This is a genomic window from Cellulomonas sp. NPDC089187, assembly GCF_040685135.1.
Taxonomy (GTDB): domain Bacteria; phylum Actinomycetota; class Actinomycetes; order Actinomycetales; family Cellulomonadaceae; genus Cellulomonas.
Window position 1 is genome coordinate 818457 of sequence record NZ_JBFBHI010000002.1, and the last position, 22479, is coordinate 840935.

A 22479-nucleotide genomic window follows, 5' to 3' on the forward strand; every position below is an offset into this window, starting at 1 on the left:
CCCGCATGGAAGGTCCGGATGTCCGAGACACCTCTGTCCCCGCTCGACGCTGACGGCGTCGACTCCGCCGTCGATGACGCGCTGGCTGCTGTGGCCGCCGCCGTCGACCTCGATGCCCTCAAGGCCGTGCGGACCGCGCACACCGGTGAGCGCAGCCCGCTGGCGTTGGCCAACCGCGCCATCGGTGGGTTGCCGCCCGCCGACAAGGCCACGGCCGGCAAGGCCCTGGGTCAGGCCCGTGGTCGGGTGAACCAGGCGATCGCCGCCCGACAGGCCGCACTGGAGGCCGAGCGCGACGCCCGGATCCTGGTCGCCGAGACCGTGGATCTGACCGCGCCGGTTGACCGGGACCCGCTGGGTGCCCGGCACCCGCTGTCCAGCCTGCAGGAGCGGATCGCCGATGTCTTTGTCGCGATGGGCTGGGAGATCGCCGAGGGCCCCGAGGTCGAGGCCGAGTGGTTCAACTTCGACGCGCTGAACTTCGGTCCGGACCACCCGGCACGGCAGATGCAGGACACCTTCTTCGTGCAGGGGGTCGGTGACGACGCCCCGGCCGAGGACCCGCACCTGGTGCTGCGCACCCACACCTCGCCGGTGCAGGCACGCGCGCTGTTGCAGCGGGGCGTGCCGGTGTACGTCGCGTGCCCGGGGCGGGTGTTCCGCACCGACGAGTTGGACGCCACGCACACCCCGGTTTTCCATCAGGTCGAGGGCCTGGCGGTCGACAAGGGCCTGACCATGGCACACCTGAAGGGCACCCTGGACCACTTCGCCCAGGCGATCTTCGGTCCGGAGGCGCGCACCCGGCTGCGCCCGTCGTTCTTCCCCTTCACCGAGCCCAGCGCCGAGATGGACCTGTGGTTCCCACAGAAGAAGGGCGGCCCCGGCTGGATCGAGTGGGGTGGCTGCGGCATGGTCCACCCCAATGTGCTGCGCGCCGCGGGGATCGACCCCGATGAGTACTCCGGTTTCGCCTTCGGGATGGGCATCGAGCGCACGCTGATGTTCCGGCACTCGATCGCGGATATGCACGACATGGTGGAGGGCGACGTCCGCTTCTCCACCCAGTTCCGGGCGGTGATCTGATGCCTCGCATTCCCCTGTCCTGGCTCGGCGAGCATGTCGAGCTCCCCGCGGACATCACCGCGGAATCCCTGGCGGCCGATCTGGTCCGGGTGGGTCTGGAGGAGGAGGAGATCCACTCCGCCCAGGTCACCGGCCCGCTGGTGGTCGGTGAGGTCGTCTCCCGTGAGCCCGAGCCGCAGAAGAACGGCAAGGTCATCAACTGGTGCCGGGTCGACGTCGGTCCCGAGCACAATGTGGACGGCAGCCGCGGCATCGTCTGCGGTGCGCAGAACTTTGACGTCGGTGACCGGGTGGTCGTCGCGCTGCCGGGTGCGGTGCTGCCCGGTCCGTTCCCGATCGCCTCCCGCAAGACCTACGGACACATCTCGGACGGGATGATGTGCTCGGCCCGTGAGCTGGGCCTGGGCGAGGACCATGACGGCATCATCGTGCTGTCCCGGATCGGGATCGACGCCGCACCGGGGACCGACGCCCGCGAGCTGCTCGGCCTCGGTGAGGAGGTCCTGGAGATCAACGTCACCCCGGACCGGGGTTACTGCTTCTCCCTGCGCGGAGTGGCGCGCGAGTACGCCCATGCCACCGGTGCGACCTTCACCGACCCGGGCCTGACACCGGTCGAGGAGCTGCCCGCCGAGGGTGGCTTCCCGGTCGAGCTGCGTGATGACGCGCCGATCCATGGCGTGCCCGGTGCAGACCGGTTCGTGGCGCGGATCGTGCGCGGGGTGGCGGCGAACCAGCCGTCCCCGGCGTGGATGCAGCGCCGGTTGACCGAGGCCGGGATGCGTCCGATCGGTCTGGCGGTGGACGTCACCAACTACGTCATGCTCGACCTGGGCCAGCCGCTGCACGCCTACGACCTGGCGACGTTGACCGCGCCGATCACGGTGCGGCGCGCGACCCCCGGTGAGCGGTTGACCACCCTGGACGGTCAGGACCGCGCCCTGCACGCCGAGGACCTGCTGATCACCGACGGTGCCCGGGTGCTGGGGTTGGCCGGGGTGATGGGCGGGCAGGACAGCGAGGTGTCGGACGCGACCACTGATCTGCTGATCGAGGGGGCGCACTTCGACCCGGTGTCAGTAGCTCGCACCGCGCGGCGGCACAAGCTGTCCTCCGAGGCCGCCAAGCGGTTTGAACGCGGTGTCGACCCGCAGCTGGCACCGGTGGCGGTGGACCGGGTGGTCCAACTGCTGGTCGAGCACGGCGGGGGTGTCGCGGAGGCTTCCCGCACCGACGTGAACCGGGTCGCCCCGGCACCGGTGCTGCACCTGCCGTTGGCGCTGCCCGGACGGCTCATCGGCCTGGACCTGGATGCCGCGCGGGTGACCTCGCTGCTGCGGGAGATCGGCTGCACGGTGGGGGAAGTCGCCGGTGTCGGGACCGAGGCGACCGTGGCGGTGACCGCGCCGACCTGGCGTCCGGACCTGACCGAGCCGGTGGACCTGGTGGAGGAGGTCGCCCGTCTGCACGGGTACGACCAGATCCCGACCGTGCTGCCCACCGCTCCGGCCGGCGGTGGCTTGACCACCGATCAGCTGCGTCGCCGTGCGGTGTCCACGGTGTTGGCCGACCGAGGATGGGTGGAGACGCTGTCCTACCCGTTCATCGGGACCGCGCAGCTGGACGCCCTCGGGCTGCCCGCCGACGACGAGCGGCGCACCCTGCTCCGGTTGGCCAACCCGCTGTCCGAGGAGCAGCCCTACCTGCGCACCTCGCTGCTGGTGACGCTGCTGGAGACTGCCAAGCGCAACATCGCCCGTGGCTCGTCGGCCACCGGTGGTGTGGCGGTGTTCGAGGTCGGCAGCGTGACCCTGCCTGCGACCGGTACCCCGTCCGCCCCGGTTCCGGCGCTCGGTGAGCGACCGACCGACGACGTGCTGGATTCGCTGTACGCCGCGGTGCCCGCTCAGCCCCGCCGGGTCGCCGGTGTGGCGCTGGGCTGGCGTGAGCCCGATGTCCGGGTGGCGGACGCCTCGGATGCGGTGGCGGCTGTGCAGGACATCGCCGAGGTGCTCGGGGTCGACCTGACCCTGACTGCTGACACCGACCGGTCGCCCTTCCATCCCGGCCGGTGTGTCCGGGTGACCACCACCTCCGGTGTCGTCGCGGGCTGGGCCGGTGAGCTGCACCCGAAGGTGGCGGGAACGCTGGGACTGCCCGGCAGGCCGGTCGCCTTCGAGTTGGACCTGGACGTGTTGCTGGCCGCCGCGCCGACGGCTCCGGTCACCGCCACTGAGGTCTCGACCTACCCGGTGGCCAAGGAGGACGTCGCGCTGGTGGTCGACGCCAATGTGCCGGTGGCGGAGGTGCTGGCCGCGGTGCGAGCCGGTGCCGATGCCAGCCCGGCGGGTCCGGTGTTGGAAAGCGCCCGCCTGTTCGACGTGTACTCCGGGGAGCAGCTGGGCGAGGGCACCCGGTCGCTGGCCTTCGCGCTGCGACTGCGGGCCGCCGATCGGACGCTGACCGCGGAGGAGACTGCCGGGGTGCGCGAGGCCGTGGTGGCCGAGGCTGGTCGACGCTTCGGGGCGACGCTCCGGGGCTGACCCGCAACGACGACGGGGGCCGCACCACACCGGTGCGGCCCCCGTCGTGCTGTCTGCCCCGGGCCGTACCACCCGGACGGGTGACGATCGTCGCCACACGTGGGAGGTGTTCACCAGGTCGTTACCCGCCGATCCCTTGGCCGATTCGGACATTCCGCCAATACTGGTCGACGGCTGTGTGACCTCCGTGACACGGCTCTGTGACCCACGAATGGAGACCTCGGTGAGAGCAGCGGCCCGCAACCGCAGAACGGGGGCGGCGCTCGCCACCCTCTCCGCCTTGGTGTTGATCCCGGTCGGCAGTGCCGCCGCCGTGACCAGCACGACAACTGACACCGCCACGATCGCCGACGTGCAGGGCACCGGCGACACCTCCCCGCTGAACGGCCAGACCGTGACCACCTCCGGGCTGGTCACCGCGGCGTACCCCACCGGGGGGTTCCGCGGCTATGTCATCCAGACCCCCGGCACCGGCGGCGGCCAGCCCCGAACCGCCTCGGACGCCGTGTTTGTGTACTCGCCGAACACGGTCTCCGCGGTGGAGATCGGCGACTACCTCCGGGTCACCGGCGCAGTGTCGGAGTACCAGGGGCTGACCGAGATCACTGTGAATGCCGCGGCCGGGGTGGAGCAGCTGGACGCCACCGCTGCCGCTCCGATCACCCCGGTCAGCACACCGTGGCCCGCGGACGACGCTGCCCGCGAAGCACTGGAGTCGATGCTCTACCTGCCCACCGGTGACCTGACCGTGAGCAACACCTACAGCACCAACCAGTACGGCGAGGTCGGGTTGGCCACCGGCACCACCCCGCTGATCCAGCCCACTGAGGTCGCCGCACCCGGTTCCACCGAGGCCGACGCGATCGCCGCGGACAATGCCGCGCGCGCGGTCACGCTGGATGACGGGGCGACCACCAACTTCCTCAGCGCCAGCAACCAGTCGCTGACCCCGCCGTATGTCTCGCTGACCGATCCGGTCCGGGTCGGTGCCCCGGCAGTCGTCGACTCCCCGGTGATCGTGGACTACCGGAACAACCTCTGGAAGCTGAACCCCACCAGTGCCGGTGCCGCGGACGTCCGCTTCGGCGACACCCGCACCGTCGCCCCGGACCCGGTGGGCGGTGACCTCGCGGTGGCCAGCTTCAACGTGTTGAACTACTTCACCACCCTGGGGGCCGAGACCGCCGGGTGCACCGCCTACACCGACCGCACCGGCAACGGTGTGACGGTGCGGGACGGCTGCGCGCCGCGTGGTGCCTGGGACGCCGATGACCTCCAGCGCCAGCAGGACAAGATCGTCGCCGCGATCAACGCCCTGGACGCCGATGTGGTCGGCCTGATGGAGATTGAGAACTCCGCCGACGACGCCGCGGTCGCCGCCCTGGTGGAGGCGCTGAACGGCGGGACGGACACCTGGGCCTACGTGCCCCGCTCCGCCGAGCTGCCCGACCCCAGCACCCAGGACGTGATCACCAACGCACTGATCTACCGCACCGCCACCGTCGAGACTGTCGGCGAGGCTCGCGCGCTGGGTGACCAGTCCGGGGACGGCCAGGCGTTCAGCAACGCGCGAGAGCCGATCGGTCAGGTCTTCGCCCCGGTCGGCGGTGGTGAGCAGCTGTTCGTCGCGGTGAACCACTTCAAGTCGAAGGGCTCCGCCGGTCCCTGGCCGGGCGATGCCGACACCGGTGATGGTCAGGGTGCCTCGGTGGAGTCCCGGGTCCGGCAGGCCGAGGCGCTGCGTGACTGGATCCCCACCGTGCAGGGCGATGCCGAGGCGGTGGCGCTGGTCGGCGACTTCAACTCCTACACCGCCGAGGACCCGCTGCAGGTGCTCTACTCCGCGGGCTACGCCGACGCGGGCAGCGCGCTGGCCCCGGGGGAGTACAGCTACTCCTTCTCCGGGCTGTCCGGCTCGCTGGACCACGTGCTGCTGAACCAGGCGGCGCTGGACCGGGCCACCGGTGCGGACATCTGGAACATCAACTCCGGCGAGTCCATCGCGCTGGAGTACAGCCGGTACAACTACCACGGCACGTTGTTCTACGCGCCGAACGCCTACCGTTCCTCCGACCATGACCCGGTGATCGTCGGGCTGTCCGCGGGGGATGCCGAGCCGACCGGCCCGGTGGACCTGACGCTGCTGAACATCAACGACTTCCACGGTCGGATCGACGCCAACACAGTGGCCTTCGCGGGCACCGTGGAGTCCGAGCGAGCCGCGGCCGAGAACCCGGTGCTCCTCTCCGCCGGTGACAACATCGGTGCCTCGCTCTTCGCCTCCTCGTCCGCCGAGGACCAGCCGACCATCGACGTGCTGAACGCGCTGGACCTGTCCGCCTCCGCGGTGGGCAACCACGAGTTCGACCGGGGCTTCGCGGACCTGACTGACCGGGTGATCCCGGCGGCCGACTTCCCGTACCTGGGCGCGAATGTCTACGCCACGGGCACCCAGGACCCGGCGCTGGACGAGTACACCCTGATCGAGACCGGCGGCATCACCGTCGGGGTGATCGGCGCGGTCACCCAGGAGACCCCGACCCTGGTCACCCCGGGCGGCATCGCCGATCTGGACTTCGGTGACCCGGTGGAGGCGGTGAACCTGGTGGCGGCACAGCTGACCGACGGTGATCCGGCCAATGGTGAGGCCGACGTCATCGTTGCGGAGTACCACGAGGGCGCCGGAGCGGGCACGCCGGACGGTGCCACCCTGGAGGAGGAGATCGCCGCGGGCGGTGCCTTCGCCGACATCGTGACGGCCACCGATCCGGCGGTCGACGTGATCTTCACCGGGCACACCCACAAGCAGTACGCCTGGTACGGGCCCGCTGAGGGCACCGCCGGGGCGAACACCCGTCCGATCGTCCAGACCGGCTCCTACGGGGAGAACCTCGGCAAGGTCTCGCTGACCTACGACCCCGCCACCGGTGGGGTCTCCGCGCTGGCGGGCAGCAATGTCGCCCGCCTGGCACCGGCCGCCGGTCAGACCCGGGATGCCTTCGACGACCATCTCGCCGCGACCTACCCCCGGGTGGCCGAGGTGCAGCAGATCGTGGACGCCGCCATCGCCGCCGCGGACGAGATCGGCCGCCAGCCGGTTGGCTCCGTCACCGGGGACATCACCACCGCCTTCACCGGTGGCTCCTACACCGGTGGTGTCTACGGCGGGGGCACGCGCGACGACCGCTCCAAGGAGTCGACGCTGGGCAACCTGGTCGCCGACGCCCTGCTGGACAGCCTCTCCGACGCCGACCGTGGCGGTGCCCAGATCGGCGTGGTGAACCCGGGCGGCCTGCGCGCCGAGCTGCTCTACGCCCCGGACGGCACGATTACCTACGCCGAGGCCAACGCGGTGCTGCCGTTCGTGAACAACCTCTGGACCACCACCCTGACCGGGGCACAGGTGGAGACCATGCTGGAGCAGCAGTGGCAGACCAACGCCGATGGCACCGTGCCGTCGCGGCCGTACCTGCAACTGGGGCTCTCGGACAACATCTCCTACACCTATGACGCGGATGCGGCGGCGGGGGAGCACATCACCTCGGTGACCGTCGACGGTGAACCGCTGGACGCCGACGCCGAGTACCGGGTGGGGACGTTCTCCTTCCTGGCGCAGGGCGGCGACAACTTCCGGGTGTTCAGTGAGGGCAGCGACACCGCCGACTCCGGTCTGGTCGACCGCGAGGCATGGATCGCCTACCTGCAGGCCAACCCCGGTCTGGCCCCGGACTTCCGGGAGCGGGCGGTGGAGGTTCCGGTGCTGCCGGAGACCGAGGCCGGACAGCAGCTGACCGTCGACGTGGCCGGGTTGAACCTGACCAGCCTGGGCGCGCCGGAGAACACCACCCTGGACGTCCAGCTGGACGGTGCCTCGATCGGCTCGGCCACGCTGACCGGCGGGGCTGGCGCAGCGACGGTGACTGTCCCTGCGGGCACCACCGCCGGATCGCACACCGTGACCCTGGTCGCTGCACCCAGCGGCACCACGGCCAGCGTCCCGGTGTCGATCACCGAGCCGGCCGGTCCGGTGTTGAAGGAGTCCAGCACCTCGCTGGCCACCACCCGCAGCTCGATGCCGAAGGGCGCGCTGCTCCCGGCGGTGTTGATCTCCACCGTGCACGTCGACGGCCAGTGGTTCCCCAGCGGCACCGTCGAGTTCCGGGATGGTGACACGGTGATCGCCCGCAGCCGGGTGGTGCTCGGGATCGCCCTGACCACCGTGCCGCGCTCCACCGCGGTGGGTACACACCAATACACCGCGACCTTCGTGCCCTCCGACCCGGGCACCGTCGCCGGCAGCACCAGCGCGCCGGTCACCATCCGGGTCCGCTGACCCCATCACGACGGCCCGGGGTCCCTGAGCGGGGTCCCGGGCCGTCGTCGTGTGCGGGCTTCAGTGGCCCGGATGCGTGTCGTCGCCGCTCAGCACCCGTCCGGCCCGCAGGCCTCAGCATCTGCGGCACCCGGGACGGTGACGAACGCGGGCTTCGGGGCGGGCATCGCCTGGGCCAGCAGCTGTGCGAAGACCTCGACCGGCTGTGCCCCGGAGACCGCGAGCTTGCGGTCGGCGACAAAGAACGGCACCCCACTGACCCCCAGCGCCTGCGCCTCGGCCTCATCCGCCCGGACCGCACCGGCACCCTCATCCGACTCCAGCGCCGCTCGGACCGTGTCCGCATCCAGCCCGGCCTCGACGGCGATGGACACCAGCTCGTCCCGGTCGTCCACCACCCGCCCGTGCTCGAAGTGCGCGCTCATCAACCGCTCGACCAGCGCCGCGCCGTGCTCTCCGGCGATGTGCACCAGCCGGTGTGCGTCGAAGGTGTTCGCCGGAACCACCCGGTCGAAGTCGTAGTGCAGACCCTCACTGGCGGCCACCTCGGTCACCTGGGCGAACATCTGTCGCACCTGCGCCTCGGGCATGCCCTTGCGGTCGGCCAACAGCTGCGCCTCGGTCATCCCCGGGTGCTCGTGGGAATGCTCGGCGGTTGGGTCCAGCTCGTAGGAGCGCCAGATCACCTCAACCTCGTCCTTGCGGTCGAACTGCTCCAGCGCGGCAGCGAACCGGCGCTTGCCGATGTAGCACCAGGGGCAGGCGATGTCGGACCAGATCTCCACGGTCAGCGTGCTCATGCGACCAGGACCACCTTTCCTGTGGTCTCGCGGCCCTCCAGCGCACGGTGCGCCTCGGCGGCCTCTTCCAGGGGGAACTGCGCGCCGATCCGCACGTCCAGCGTGCCGTCGGCGACCGCGTCGAACAGCTCACCGGCCCGCCAGCGGGTCTCCTCGGCGCTCGCGGTGTAGTGCGCCAGCGTCGGACGGGTGAGGAATACCGACCCCGCGCGGTTGAGCAGCTGCGGGTCCACCGGTGGCACCTGCCCGGATGCCCCGCCGAACAGGGCGAGACCACCGCGGGGGCGCAGCGAGCCCAGCGACGCGTCAAAGGTCGACTTGCCCACCCCGTCGAACACGGTGTGCACGCCGCGCCCGCCGGTGAGTCCGCGCACGATGGCCGGCAGCTCCTCGGTCAGGTCGTTCAGCTCGGTGTAGCGGATGACGTCGGTGGCACCGGCCGCCCGGGCCAGCCCCTCCTTCTCCGGCGTGCCGACAGTGCCGATCACCCGGGCACCCCGGGACACGGCCAACTGGGTCAGCAGCAGCCCGACCCCACCGGCAGCCGCATGGACCAGCACGTCCTGGCCCTGCGATACCGGGAAGGTGGAGGACACCAGGTAGTGCGCGGTCATGCCCTGCAACGGCAGCGCGGCCGCCACCAGCGGGTCCACCCCGGCGGGCACCGGCAGTGCGACCCGGGCGGGCACCACCACCAGCTCCGCGTAGGACGACGGTGCATCGGCCCAGGCCACCAGATCGCCCACGCCGAAACCCTCGACCTGCGATCCGACCGCCACCACCTCGCCCGCGCCCTCGGAGCCCACCACGTGCGGGTAGGTCATCGGGTAGACCCCGGCCCGCCGGTAGGTGTCGATGAAGTTGACCCCGGCGGCAACCGTGCGGACCAGCAGGTCCCGGGGGCCCGGGGCCGGGTCGTCGACCTCGATGAAGTCCAGGACGTCGGGGCCACCGGCAGCGGTGGCGATGATCGCGTGCATGTCCGCCGACAACGCGGGGGATCGTCAGACGATTCCCAGATCTGCCGGTCAGCGTGGAAAAAGCGGAGACAACCCGTGACCACGATGCGATCCTGGAATCCATGAGTGCACTACAGCTGCGGCGCTGGTACGCCGCCGACGCGGACGATGTGGTGGCGGCCTTAGAGGCTGACCCCGAGCTGATCCGGCAACTGGGCGGCCTTGAACCGGGCGGGGATATCGCCGCCTACATCGAGCGCTTCTTGCAGCCCGCCGAGGGCCGGCTGCACTACGCCGTGGTGCTGGACGGTCGCGTGGTCGGTGACATCGCGATCACCGCCATCGAGCGTCGGCACGACACCGGCTGGGTCTCGTACTGGCTCGCCCCGGCGGCCCGTGGTCGGGGCGCAGCGGCGGCTGGTCTGCGCACGGTGGCAGAGTTGGCGCTGGCCGACGGGGTCTTCCGCCTCGAGCTCGGTCACCGCATGAACAATTCAGGCTCGTGCCGGGTCGCCACCGCGGCCGGATTTCTGCCCGAGGGCATCGAGCGCGCCAAGCTCCGCTACGGTGCCGAGCGCTTCGACGTGGAGACTCACGCCCGGTTGGCCACCGATCCCACCCCGGAAGGTGACCGACTCCCCATCGTCTGACGGCGAGCCATGGATGAATCGACGTGCAGTCGGATGTATTGTCATGCACATGTCGTTCTCCGTCGCCGTCGCAGGTGCCAGTGGCTACGCCGGTGGCGAGGCGCTCCGTCTGCTTCTCGGTCACCCCGAAGCCAGGATCGGTGCGCTCACCGCCCACTCCAACGCCGGGACCACGCTGGGCGAGCACGCCCCGCATCTGCGCGGACTCGCCGACCGGGTGTTGGCCCCCACGACTGCGGATGAGCTCGCCGGGCACGACGTGGTCATCCTCGGCCTGCCGCACGGGGCCAGCGGTGAGATCGCCGCAGCTCTCCCGCCGCAGACTGTCGTCGTCGACCTTGGTGCCGACCACCGGCTCGCCTCCGCCGACGCGTGGCAGGAGTACTACGGCACCGCCCACGCCGGCACCTGGCCCTACGGCATGCCGGAGCTGCTGCACGCGGGGGAGTCCACTGCCACCCAGCAGCGGGCGGCGCTCGCGGGCACCCGTCGGATCGCGGTCCCGGGCTGCAACGTCACCGCTGTCACCCTCGGTATCCAGCCCGGTGTTGCCGCCGGTGTGATCGAACCGGACCTGGTGGCGGTGCTCTCGGTGGGCTACTCCGGAGCAGGCCGCAGCCTGAAGCCGCATCTGCTCGCCGCGGAGGCCGCCGGGTCCGCGGTGCCCTATGCGGTGGGCGGCACGCACCGGCACATCCCGGAGATCCTGCAGAATCTCGGCCTCCCGGAGGCCCGACTGTCCTTCACGCCCGTGCTGGTGCCGATGTCTCGCGGCATCCTGGCCACCATCACCGCGCCGCTGGCTGCCGGTGCCACCGAGGACGACGTCCGCGCCGCCTGGACCAGCGCCTACGCCGACGAGCCCTTCGTGCAGCTGTTGCCCGCCGGGCAGTGGCCCGCCTCCGGGTGGACCACCGGTGCCAACACCGCCCTGGTGCAGGTCACCGTGGACCGCAAAGCCGGTCGCGTGGTGGCGGTCTGCGCACTGGACAACCTGGTCAAGGGCACCGCCGGTGCGGCTGTCCAGTCCCTCAACCTCGCCCTCGGCCTGCCCGAGACCCTGGGCCTCACCGTGGAAGGGGTGGCCCCGTGAGCGTCACCGTCCCCGCAGGATTCCGTGCCGCCGGCGTGATCGCCGGGCTCAAGCCCTCCGGCAAGCCCGACGTCGCCCTGGTGGTGAACGACGGCCCGCTCCAGGTGGCCGCCGGGGTGTTCACCAGCAACCGGATCGTCGCCGCACCGGTGGTCTGGTCCCGCCAGGCGATCTCCGACGGCGTCGCTCACGCCGTGGTTCTCAATTCCGGGGGTGCGAACGCCTGCACCGGTCCGGAGGGCTTTGGTGACACCCACGCCACCGCCGAGCACGTCGGCGCGGTGCTGGGCACCTCGCCCGGGGATGTGCTGGTTGCTTCCACCGGCCTGATCGGTGAGCGCCTCCCGATGGACACGCTGCTGCCCGGTGTCTCCGCCGCCGCCGAGGCGCTCTCCGCAGACGGCGGCCCTGACGCCGCCACCGCGATCATGACCACGGACACCGTGTCCAAAGAGTCGGTCGCCCACGGCGATGGCTGGTCGGTGGGTGGCATGGCCAAGGGCGCGGGCATGCTCGCCCCGGGGCTGGCCACCATGCTGGTGGTGCTGACCACCGACGCAGTGCTGACCGCCGAGCAGGCCGACGTCCTGCTGCGCGGTGCCACCCGCACCACCTTCGACCGGGTCGACTCCGACGGCTGCATGTCCACCAATGACACGGTGTTGCTGCTGGTCTCCGGTGCCTCCGGCGTCACCCCGGACCTCGATGCCTTCGCCGAGGCACTGCACATCGTCACCGCCGACCTGGCGCGTCAGTTGGTCGCCGATGCCGAGGGTGCCAGCCACGACATCGCGGTCACGGTCTCCGGTGCCACCACTGAGGATGCCGCCGTCGCGGTGGCCCGGGCGATCAGCCGCTCCAATCTGTTCAAGGCCGCGGTCTTCGGCAACGACCCGAACTGGGGCCGGGTGCTCGCCGCCGCGGGCACCGTCCCGGAGGAGGTCGCCCCGTACGACCCGGCGCTGATCGATGTCGCCATCAACGGCGTCCAGGTGTGCCGGGCCGGGGGAGTGGGCGACCCGCGCGAGGGCGTCGACCTGGCCGCCGCCCGGGAGGTCCGCGTCGACGTCCAGCTGCATGCCGGTGACGCCACCGCCACGATCTGGACCAACGATCTCACCCACGATTACGTCCACGAGAACAGCGCGTACTCCACATGAGCGACGACTTCGACATCCACACCGACCTGCGCCCGGACCAGAAGGCGGAGGTGCTGCTGGAGGCACTGCCCTGGCTGCAACGCTTTGCCGGCTCGCTGGTGGTGGTCAAGTACGGCGGCAACGCGATGGTCGACGACCGGCTCAAGCGTGCCTTCGCCGAGGACATGGTCTTCCTGCGCCAGGTCGGGTTGCGCCCGGTGGTGGTGCACGGCGGTGGACCGCAGATCAACGCCATGCTGGACAAGTTGGGCATCGTCAGCGAGTTCCGCGGCGGCCTGCGCGTGACCACCCCCGAGGCGATGGACGTCGTCCGGATGGTGCTCACCGGTCAGGTCTCCCGTGAGCTGGTCGGTCTGCTGAACGCGCACGGCCCCTACGCGGTCGGCCTGTCCGGCGAGGACGGCGGACTGTTGCAGGCCCGTCGCCGGACCGCAGTGGTTGATGGTGAGCCCGTCGATGTCGGCATGGTCGGCGACGTGGTGCAGGTCAACCCGGGTGCCGTTCTGGACCTGCTGGATGCCGGACGCATCCCGGTGGTCTCCACGGTGGCTCCGGATCTGGACGACCCGACTCAGGTGCTCAACGTCAACGCCGACACCGCCGCCGCGGCCCTCGCGGTCGCCCTGCAGGCGCGCAAGCTGATCGTGCTCACCGACGTCGAGGGGCTCTACACCAACTGGCCGGATCAGGGGTCGCTGGTCCGCCGGATCCGCGCCTCCGCCCTGGCCGAACTGCTGCCCAGCCTCGCCTCTGGCATGCGCCCCAAGATGGAGGCCTGCTGGCGCGCGGTGACCGGCGGTGTCGGTCGGGCGCATGTCATCGACGGCCGTGCCGCGCACTCGGTGCTGGTCGAGGTCTTCACCAGCGAGGGGATCGGCACCATGGTCCTGCCCGACGACGAGCCGGTGCCCTCGCCCTTCACCGCCCCGATCCCGCTGGTCCACCCGGAGGTGCACTGATGTCCGAGCTCGACCTGACCGGCACCGGCTCGGTCGCCCAGTGGACCGAGCGCTACGGGCACGCGGTGATGGACACCTTCGGCCCCCCGCAGCGCGTCCTGGTGCGCGGTGAGGGTTGCTACGTCTGGGACGCCGACGGTCAGCGCTACCTGGACCTGCTCGGCGGGATCGCGGTCAACGCCCTTGGTCACGCGCATCCCACCCTGACCGCCGCGGTCTCCGCGCAGTTGGGCACCATCGGTCACATCTCCAACTTCTTCGGCAGCCCGACGCAGATCGCCCTGGCTGAGCGGTTGATCGAGGTCACCGGCGCCCCGGAGGGGTCGCGGGTGTTCCTGGCCAACTCCGGCGCCGAGGCGAACGAGGCCGCCTTCAAGATGGCCCGGCGCAACAACGACTCCGGTCGACGCACCCGGATCCTGGCGCTGGAGGGCTCCTTCCACGGCCGGACGATGGGTGCGTTGGCGCTCACCTCCAAGGCCGCCTACCGGGAGCCCTTCGAGCCGCTGCCCGGTGGGGTGGAGTTCCTGCCCTTCGGGGACACCGCCGCATTGGAGGCCGCCTTCGCCGATCCGGAGACCGTCGCCGCCCTGGTGATCGAGCCGATCCAGGGCGAGGTCGGGGTCCGCGCGATGCCCCCCGGCTACCTGGCCAAGGCCCGGGAGCTGACCGCCGACGCCGGTGCGCTGCTGATCCTGGACGAGGTGCAGTCCGGCATGGGCCGCACCGGTGCCTGGCTGGCCCACCACCGCCCGGAGATCGGCGGGGGGATCACCCCCGACGTCGTGACCCTGGCCAAGGCACTCGGCGGCGGTATCCCGATCGGCGCTGCTGTGGCCTACGGCGAGCGGGCCGCGACCCTGCTCGGACGCGGGCAACACGGCACCACCTTCGGCGGCAACCCGGTCGCCTCTGCGGCGGCGCTGGCCACCATTGGCGTCATCGAGCGGGACGGCCTGCTTGCCCATGTCGAGGGTCTGGGTGCGGCGTGGCGTCCGGAGTTGGCCGCTGCCCACCCGATGATCGGTGAGGTCCGCGGTGCCGGGCTGTTGATTGCGGTCGAGTTCACCGCCCCGGTGGCCGCCGAGGTGGCCACCCGTGCGCTGTCGGCGGGCTTCATCGTGAACCCGTGCACCCCGACCGCCATCCGGCTGGCCCCGCCCTACCTGCTCACCTCCGAGCAGGCCGCCACCTTCACCGCCTTCCTGGCGGCTCTGCCCGAGAACCTGGGGGCCCACGCATGACCCGGCACTTCCTGCGGGACGACGACCTGAGCCAGACCGAGCAGGCCGAGGTGCTGCAGCTCGGCCTCGATCTGCGCGCCGATCGCTTCGCCCGCACCCCGTTGGCCGGTCCCCGGGCCGTCGCCGTGCTCTTCGACAAGCCGTCCACCCGGACCCGGGTCTCGTTCTCGGTCGGCATCGCCGAACTCGGCGGCTACCCCCTGGTGATGGACTCCGGGTCCTCGCAGCTGGGCCGCGGCGAGCCCATCGAGGACACCGCCCGGGTGCTGGACCGGCAGGCGGCCGCCATCGTCTGGCGTACCTTCGCCCAGGAGAATGTCGAGCGGATGGCTGCCGCGGCCTCGGTGCCCGTGGTCAACGCCCTGACCGACCTGTTCCACCCCTGCCAGATCCTGGCCGACCTGATGACGGTCGCCCAACACCGCGGGGGAGTGGCCGCCCTGCCCGGCCAGACTCTGACGTACGTCGGCGACGCTGCGAACAACATGGCGCACTCGTATCTGCTCGGTGGTGCCACCGCTGGGATGCACGTCCGGATCGCCGGCCCGGAGGGCTACCTGCCCGACCCGACCGTCGTCGCCCGCGCCGAGCAGATCGCGGCGACCACTGGTGGCTCGGTCCAGGTCGACACCGACCCGATCACCGCGGTCACCGGGGCCGATGCCATCGCTACCGACACCTGGGTTTCGATGGGGCAGGAGAACGAGTCGCTGGCCCGGGTGGATCAGTTCGACACGTTCGCCGTGACCTCCGAGTTGATCGCGCACGCCGCTTCGGACGCGCTGATCCTGCACTGCCTGCCCGCCTACCGTGGCAAGGAGATCGCCGCCGACGTGATCGACGGCCCGCAGTCCGTGGTCTGGGACGAGGCGGAGAACCGGCTGCACGCGCAGAAGGCGCTGCTGGTCTGGCTGTTGGAGCGGGCATGACCGAGCCCGCCACCACTACTGGCCGGGTGCCCAGCACCAAGGCGGCCCGGCATGCACTGATCACCGGCCTGCTGTCCCGTCAGCCGGTGCACTCGCAGTCCGAACTCGCCGACCTGCTGGCCGCCGAGGGCGTCACCGTCACCCAGGCCACCCTGTCCCGGGATCTGGTCGAGCTGCGCGCGGTCAAGATCCGCACCCCGCTCGGTGCCCTGGCCTACGCCATCCCGGCCGAGGGCGGCGACCGCACCCCCGCCCCGGTGGCCGACGCCGAGGCGCTGGCCGCCCGACTGGCCCGACTGTGCAGCGAACTGCTGGTCACTGCCGAGGCCAATCAGAACCTGGTCGTGCTGCGCACCCCGCCCGGCGGAGCGCAGTTCCTGGCCTCGGCCATCGACCACTCAGTCCTGCCCGGTGTCCTCGGCTCGATCGCCGGGGACGACACCATCCTGGTGATCGCCCGCGAGGGCACCGAGGGCAGCACCCTGGCCGCGCGATTCCTGGAGCTGGCCTCGCCCGCTTCACCCCTTGCTTGAACCCTGACCTCGAGATCGAAGGAACACACCATGACTGAGCGCGTCGTCCTCGCCTACTCCGGCGGACTGGACACCTCCGTGGGCATCGGCTGGATCGCCGAGGCCACCGGTGCCGAGGTGATCGCCGTGGCGGTCGACGTCGGCCAGGGTGGCGAGGACCTGGAGACCATTCGCCGTCGCGCGCTGGACTGCGGTGCCGTCGAGGCCTATGTCGCCGACGCCCGGGACGAGTTCGCCGCCGAGTACTGCATGCCCGCGCTGCGTGCCAACGGCATGTACCTCGACCGCTACCCGCTGGTCTCCGCGCTGTCCCGCCCGGTGATCGTCAAGCACCTGGTCCGCGCCGCCCGGCAGTTCGGTGCCACCACCGTCGCCCACGGCTGCACCGGCAAGGGCAACGACCAGGTCCGGTTCGAGGTCGGCATCACCTCCATCGCGCCCGACCTGAAGTGCCTGGCCCCGGTCCGCGACCTGGCGCTCACCCGTGACAAGGCCATCGAGTTCGCCGAGCGCAAGCAGCTGCCGATCGCCACCACCAAGCACAACCCGTTCTCCATCGACCAGAACGTCTGGGGCCGCGCGGTCGAGACCGGCTTCCTGGAGGACATCTGGAACGGTCCGACCAAGGACGTCTACACCTACACCGACGATCCCACCTTCCCGCCGGTTGCCGATGAGGTCGTCATCACCTTCGAGCAGGGTGTGCCGGTCGCACTGGACGGGGTGCCGGTCACCCCGCTGCAGGCCATCCAGGAGATGAACCGCCGTGCCGGGGCCCAGGGCATCGGGCGGATCGACATCGTCGAGGACCGCCTGGTCGGCATCAAGTCCCGCGAGGTCTACGAGGCCCCCGGTGCCATCGCGCTGATCGCCGCACACCAGGAGCTGGAGAACGTCACCGTCGAGCGCGAGCAGGCCCGGTTCAAGCGCCAGGTCGAGCAGCGCTGGACCGAGCTGGTCTACGACGGCCAGTGGTTCTCCCCGCTGAAAAAGTCGCTGGACACCTTCATCGACGACACCCAGCGCTACGTCAACGGCGAGATCCGGATGGAGCTGCACGGCGGGCGGGCCACGGTCACCGGTCGCCGCTCCGACTCCGGTCTGTACGACTTCAACCTGGCCACCTACGACACCGGCGACTCCTTCGACCAGTCCGCCGCCCGTGGCTTCATCGAGATCTACGGCCTGTCCTCCAAGCTGGCCGCGGCCCGCGACGTGAAGTTCGGCAACGGCGAGGACCTGGGCGAGCAGGGCGGGATCGATGTCTGAGCACGTCGCGCTGTGGGGCGGCCGGTTCGCCGGCGGCCCCGCTGATGCCCTCGCGGAGCTGTCCCGGTCGACGCACTTCGACTGGCGACTGGCCCCGCAGGACATCGCGGGCTCCCAGGCGCACGCTCGGGTGCTGCACGCCGCCGGTCTGCTCTCCGACGACCAGCTCTCCGGCATGCTCGACGCCCTGGACCAGCTGCTCGCCGACGTGCGCTCCGGTGCGTTCACCCCGGCCCCGGACGACGAGGACGTGCACACCGCCCTCGAGCGAGGTCTGATCGAGCGTGCCGGGGCGGATCTGGGTGGTCGACTGCGCGCCGGTCGCTCCCGCAACGATCAGATCGCCACCCTGGTTCGGATGTACCTGCGCCAGGAGGCTCGGCACCTGGCCGGTCTGACCCTGGACGTGGTGGACGCGCTCATCGCACAGGCCGAGACGGCGGGGGAGGCGATCCTGCCCGGTCGCACTCACCTCCAGCACGCCCAGCCCGTGCTGTTGGCCCACCACCTGCTGGCGCACGCCTGGCCGCTGCTGCGCGACGTCGAGCGCTTCACCGACTGGGACCGGCGTGCCGCGGTGTCGCCCTACGGCTCCGGTGCTCTAGCCGGTTCCTCTCTGGGGCTCGACCCGGAGGCGGTCGCCGCCGACCTGGGCTTCGACTCCTCGGTGGAGAACTCCATCGACGGCACCGCCGCCCGGGATGTGGTCGCGGAGTTCGCCTTCGTCAGCGCCATGCTCGGCATCGACCTGTCCCGGTTCGCCGAGGAGGTCGTGCTCTGGTCCACCCACGAGTTCGGATTCGCCCGTCTGGACGACGCCTACTCCACCGGGTCGAGCATCATGCCGCAGAAGAAGAACCCTGACGTGGCGGAGCTGGCGCGGGGCAAGGCCGGTCGGATGGTCGGCGATCTCGCCGGGCTGCTCACCACCCTCAAGGGCCTGCCGCTGGCGTACAACCGGGACCTCCAGGAGGACAAGGAGCCGGTCTTCGACCAGGTCGACACCCTGTCCGTGCTGCTGCCCGCCTTCGCCGGGATGGTCGCCACCCTCACCTTCGAGACCGAGCGGATGGCATCGCTGGCACCGCAGGGCTTCTCCCTGGCCACCGACATCGCCGAGTGGCTGGTCCGGCAGGGCGTGCCCTTCCGGGTCGCCCACGAGGTCGCCGGTTCCTGCGTCCGGGCCTGCGAACAGCACACCCCGGCCATCGAACTGTGGGAGCTGACCGACGACGAGCTGGCCGCCATCTCCGAGCATCTCACCCCCGAGGTGCGCGAGGTGCTGACCGTCGAAGGTTCGGTCGCCTCCCGCGACGCCCGCGGCGGCACTGCCCCCGCCCGCGTTGCCGAACAGCTCACCCGCGCCCGGAGCCGCTCCGCCGAGCTCCGGACCTGGACCCGCTGACCGGGATGACAACCCCACGCCCGGGCCGTCCGGCGTCCCCCGTGGACCCGGACGACCCGGGCGTGGTCGTGTCCCCACCTGACACCGACGCCCCACCTGGCCCGGTGCCCATCCCCGTCGGCACGCCGTCCGACGCCACGGAACCCACCGCCTCGTCCCGCACCGTGGTGGCTGACATCGCCGCCCGGGTCCGCGCCGTCGGCCCCACCCTCGGCCGCACCCGCCTCGTGCTGATCGACGGCCCGGCCGGCTCCGGCAAGACCACTCTCGCCGCGGCCCTCGCCACCGAGCTGCACGCCCAGGTCGTGCACATGGATGACCTGTACCCCGGATGGTCCGGCCTCTCCGCCGGCGTCACCCGCCTGCACGACGAGATCCTGCTCCCACTCGCTGACGGTCACCCCGCCGAGTACCGCCGTTATGACTGGCACACCGCGTCACTCGCCGAACCGCACCCGGTCCCGGTCGCCGACGTCCTCATCGTCGAGGGGTGCGGCTCTGGGTCCCGTCGCCCCGCCCGCTGGTCCACCCTGTTGATCTGGGTCGAGACCACCGACGACGAACGGCTGGCCCGAGGTCTGGCCCGCGATGGGGCCGACGCCCGCTCACACTGGCTGCGGTGGATGGCCGAGGAACGTGCCCTCTACGCGGCGCAGGACACCGCCGCCCGCGCCGACGTCCACCTGGACGGTCACGGTCAGCTGCGCCTCTGAGCGCCAGGTTCCGCGATCGCGACCCCACCCGTGGACGCCCCACGACCCGCACGCTCCCATGCGGCAGGATGGCACTCGTGAGTCAGGCACCCGATCCCGCCGCCCCCACCGGGCACGGGCTGGCCGCCGCTTCCGCAGGCTCTCTCCTCCCGGAGCAGCTCGCCGCCCTTCCCGTCCCCGTCCGCAGCTGGTACGAGCGTCCTTCCCTCGAGGTCGCCGCCGACCTCCTCGGTGCCCTGCTCACTACGCGCTCGGCCGAAGGCGAGGTCACCCTCCGGATCACCGAGCTTGAGGCCTACGACGGTGAGGACGATCCCGGCTCCCACGCCTTCCGCGGCCGCACCGCACGCAATGCCGTGATGTTCGGCGAGCCCGGCCGCCTGTATGTCTACCGCCACCTCGGTCTGCACCACTGCATGAACATCGTCACCGGCCCTGCCGGGCAAGCATCCGCGGTGCTCCTGCGCGCGGGGGAGGTCGTCCACGGCATCGATCTGGCGCGCGCCCGCCGTGCCGCAGCCGGGGTGGTCGACTCGGACCGTCAGATCGCTCGCGGCCCCGCCCGCCTGACCGTGGCCGTGGGCGTCGATCTCACGGACAACGGCGTCGACCTGACCGAACCCGACGGGACACGGGTGCTGCGTCGACTCCCGGGTGCGCCCCGCCCCGTGCACGCCACCGGCCCCCGGGTCGGAGTGAGCGGCGATGGTGGCGACGCCGAACGCTTTCCGTGGCGGCTCTGGCTCACCGGTGAGCCCACCGTCTCCGCCTATCGACCTGCGTATCGACGGCCGACGTCGAGGAACAGCCCGCGGCGCGGGACGACGTCGGCATGAGTCCACGGCCCGGGCGCGTCGACTCCGCCCGAGGCCCCGCATCCCGGCAGACTGTGTGGCAGGCCCGCACGGCACATTCTTCAAGGAGCACCACGTGACGCACATCCTGGACGAACTCGCCTGGCGCGGGCTCGTCGCCCAGACCACCGACGCGCAGGCCCTGCGCGAGGCCCTCGACTCCGGTCCACAGACGTTCTACATCGGCTTCGATCCGACCGCGCCGAGCCTGCACCACGGCCACCTGGTACAGCTGATCGTGATGCGTCACCTGCAACTGGCCGGACACCACCCGCTGGCGTTGGTCGGCGGTGCCACCGGTCTCATCGGTGACCCGCGCATGTCCGGCGAGCGCGTTCTCAACACCAAGGACACCGTGGCCGAGTGGGTCCAGCGACTCCAGGCGCAGATCGCACGCTTCCTCGACTTCGACGGGGACAACCCCGCCCGGATGGTCAACAACCTCGACTGGACGGGGCAGCTGTCCGCCATCGACTTCCTGCGCGAGGTCGGCAAGCACTACCGCCTGGGCACCATGCTCGCCAAGGACACAGTGGCACGACGCCTGGCGAGTGAGGAGGGCATCTCCTTCACCGAGTTCAGCTACCAGATCCTGCAGGGGATGGACTACCTGGAGCTGCACCGCCGTTACGGCTGCACCATCCAGACCGGTGGCAACGACCAGTGGGGCAACTTGCTGTCCGGGGTCGAGCTGATCCGCAAGGCTGAGCGAGTCACAGTGCACGCGATGACCACTCCGCTGATCACCAAGGCGGACGGCACCAAGTTCGGCAAGTCCGAGGGCGGAGCGATCTGGCTCGACCCGGAGATGATGAGCCCGTACGCCTTCTACCAGTTCTGGCTCAACGTCGATGACGCCGAGGTGATCGGCTACCTCAAGGTCTTCACCTTCCGGACCCGCGAAGAGATCGCGGAGCTGGAACGCCTCACCGCGGAGCGGCCCGCCGCCCGTGAAGCCCAACGAGCGCTGGCCTACGACGTCACGAGTCTGGTGCACGGCACCGACGCCACCGACAAGGTCATCACCGCCTCCCGCGCACTCTTCGGCGGGGGAGACCTCAGCGTTCTTGACGCGCCGACCCTGGCCGCGGCCACCGCTGAGTTGCCGACCGCCGAGGTGCGGATCGGCGACCCGATCGTCGACGTGCTCGCCGCCACCGGCGTCGTCCCCTCGAAGGGTGCCGCGCGGCGGGCCATCAGCGAGGGTGGTGGGTACGTCAACAACCGCAAGGTGACGGACGAGTCCGAGACGCTCTCTGCTGAGGACGTCCTGCACGGTCAGTGGGTGCTGGTCCGACGCGGCAAGCGCACCCTGGCCGCCGGACGCGTCGTCGCCTGACGTCACGCCGACCCGAGGGGAGGGGGCGACCGCCGTCTGTCGGTGGTTGCCCCCTCGTCGTTCCGGTGGCATCGGAGCGGTACGTCGTGCACAGTGGGCCAGGACCGAGCGCCGCGCGAGCGCTTCGGGCGGGCTCAGCAGACTCGAACCACGCATCGGTGCAGGTCAGCACGGGTTTCTGGCCGCTCCGCGTCCCGGATTTGACGCTAGGGACCGCTGTGCGTAATGTTCTCCGAGTCGCCCGGCAGGGAGGAACGGACACCGAGGATCACTCCGGTGGCTGGTCCCACAGGCGGCCAAACCCCTGTATGATCGTCAAGCACTTCGGTGCCTGCACGGTTGTGCGGGGACCAGATCCGGTGAGTGAACAGGCCAGGAATGGCCGGTCAAACAAGCCGAAATCGTCTGGTAAGCTTGAAAACGCATCAGATCGGAAAAGCGCCCAGATCGGAAACGATCCGGACAAACTGACCGAAAACATCTGATACGCTTGAGAAACGGAAAGCCTCCGGTCGGAAGCCCGCCAGGGTTGATGAGGGATGCGCGTCTGTTCTTTGAGAACTCAACAGTGTGCCTAAGTAGTTGATGCCAAATGGCTCAGCGCTTCGGA

At 70.8% G+C, this 22479-nt stretch carries 18 protein-coding genes; 15 read left to right on the forward strand and 3 right to left on the reverse strand.

What is annotated here, in order from left to right; translation table 11 throughout:
- The first annotated feature begins 18 nt into the window (after positions 1-18).
- The 3 genes from pheS (at position 19) to AB0N78_RS08145 (ending at position 7962) form a co-directional block, all read left to right on the forward strand.
- Entirely contained in the window at positions 19-1086 is a 1068-nt protein-coding gene (pheS, locus tag AB0N78_RS08135) for a phenylalanine--tRNA ligase subunit alpha (RefSeq protein ID WP_363388143.1), read from the forward strand.
- A complete protein-coding gene (gene pheT, locus AB0N78_RS08140) occupies positions 1086-3629 on the forward strand; it encodes a phenylalanine--tRNA ligase subunit beta (RefSeq protein WP_363388146.1) in 2544 nt (847 codons plus the stop codon). The genes pheS and pheT overlap by 1 nt, the downstream gene beginning before the upstream one ends.
- A gap of 223 nt (positions 3630-3852) precedes the next feature.
- Positions 3853-7962 carry an ExeM/NucH family extracellular endonuclease gene (locus AB0N78_RS08145; protein WP_363388149.1) on the forward strand — a complete coding sequence of 1370 codons (4110 nt, stop codon included), beginning with the start codon at positions 3853-3855 and terminating at the stop codon, positions 7960-7962.
- A gap of 89 nt (positions 7963-8051) precedes the next feature.
- Here AB0N78_RS08145 and AB0N78_RS08150 read toward each other — a convergent pair whose 3' ends face one another.
- Together AB0N78_RS08150 and AB0N78_RS08155 are read right to left on the reverse strand one after the other, a co-directional pair.
- Positions 8052-8762, reverse strand: a complete 711-nt coding sequence (locus AB0N78_RS08150; RefSeq protein WP_363388152.1) for a DsbA family oxidoreductase — start codon at positions 8760-8762, stop codon at positions 8052-8054.
- Complete coding sequence (locus tag AB0N78_RS08155; RefSeq protein WP_363388155.1) at positions 8759-9742, reverse strand: quinone oxidoreductase; 984 nt, start codon at positions 9740-9742, stop codon at positions 8759-8761. Before AB0N78_RS08155 ends, AB0N78_RS08150 begins: the two co-directional genes overlap by 4 nt.
- A gap of 101 nt (positions 9743-9843) precedes the next feature.
- On the opposite strand from AB0N78_RS08155, the gene AB0N78_RS08160 reads away from it, so the two are divergent.
- The 12 genes from AB0N78_RS08160 to tyrS all read left to right on the forward strand — a co-directional run bounded on the left by AB0N78_RS08160 (position 9844) and on the right by tyrS (position 21869).
- Positions 9844-10371 (forward strand): GNAT family N-acetyltransferase, encoded by a 528-nt coding sequence (locus AB0N78_RS08160; RefSeq protein WP_363388158.1) that lies wholly within the window; start codon positions 9844-9846, stop codon positions 10369-10371.
- Between the two features lie 43 nt (positions 10372-10414).
- Positions 10415-11464, forward strand: coding sequence for an N-acetyl-gamma-glutamyl-phosphate reductase (gene argC, locus AB0N78_RS08165; RefSeq protein WP_363388160.1), 1050 nt, complete (start codon positions 10415-10417; stop codon positions 11462-11464).
- The gene (gene argJ, locus AB0N78_RS08170; RefSeq protein ID WP_363388163.1) at positions 11461-12624 is read left to right on the forward strand and encodes a bifunctional glutamate N-acetyltransferase/amino-acid acetyltransferase ArgJ; all 1164 of its coding nucleotides are present in this window, start codon (positions 11461-11463) and stop codon (positions 12622-12624) included. Before argC ends, argJ begins: the two co-directional genes overlap by 4 nt.
- Entirely contained in the window at positions 12621-13583 is a 963-nt protein-coding gene (argB, locus tag AB0N78_RS08175; protein WP_363388165.1) for an acetylglutamate kinase, read from the forward strand. Before argJ ends, argB begins: the two co-directional genes overlap by 4 nt.
- Positions 13583-14827 (forward strand): acetylornithine transaminase, encoded by a 1245-nt coding sequence (locus tag AB0N78_RS08180; RefSeq protein ID WP_363388168.1) that lies wholly within the window; start codon positions 13583-13585, stop codon positions 14825-14827. Before argB ends, AB0N78_RS08180 begins: the two co-directional genes overlap by 1 nt.
- Positions 14824-15756 (forward strand): ornithine carbamoyltransferase, encoded by a 933-nt coding sequence (gene argF / locus AB0N78_RS08185; RefSeq protein ID WP_363388171.1) that lies wholly within the window; start codon positions 14824-14826, stop codon positions 15754-15756. Before AB0N78_RS08180 ends, argF begins: the two co-directional genes overlap by 4 nt.
- Positions 15753-16289, forward strand: coding sequence for an arginine repressor (locus AB0N78_RS08190; RefSeq protein WP_363388174.1), 537 nt, complete (start codon positions 15753-15755; stop codon positions 16287-16289). The genes argF and AB0N78_RS08190 overlap by 4 nt, the downstream gene beginning before the upstream one ends.
- Before the next feature lie 30 nt (positions 16290-16319).
- Entirely contained in the window at positions 16320-17558 is a 1239-nt protein-coding gene (locus AB0N78_RS08195; RefSeq protein WP_363388177.1) for an argininosuccinate synthase, read from the forward strand.
- A complete protein-coding gene (argH, locus tag AB0N78_RS08200) occupies positions 17551-18963 on the forward strand; it encodes an argininosuccinate lyase (RefSeq protein WP_363388180.1) in 1413 nt (470 codons plus the stop codon). The genes AB0N78_RS08195 and argH overlap by 8 nt, the downstream gene beginning before the upstream one ends.
- Before the next feature lie 104 nt (positions 18964-19067).
- Positions 19068-19676, forward strand: coding sequence for an AAA family ATPase (locus tag AB0N78_RS08205; RefSeq protein ID WP_363388183.1), 609 nt, complete (start codon positions 19068-19070; stop codon positions 19674-19676).
- Positions 19677-19795: 119 nt separating this feature from the next.
- Entirely contained in the window at positions 19796-20512 is a 717-nt protein-coding gene (locus AB0N78_RS08210; RefSeq protein WP_363388275.1) for a DNA-3-methyladenine glycosylase, read from the forward strand.
- Between the two features lie 94 nt (positions 20513-20606).
- Positions 20607-21869, forward strand: a complete 1263-nt coding sequence (gene tyrS, locus AB0N78_RS08215) for a tyrosine--tRNA ligase (protein ID WP_363388186.1) — start codon at positions 20607-20609, stop codon at positions 21867-21869.
- Between the two features lie 425 nt (positions 21870-22294).
- Here the strand turns inward: tyrS and AB0N78_RS08220 are convergent.
- Positions 22295-22479 (reverse strand): hypothetical protein (locus AB0N78_RS08220; RefSeq protein ID WP_363388189.1); only part of this gene is annotated, 185 nt, incomplete at its 5' end.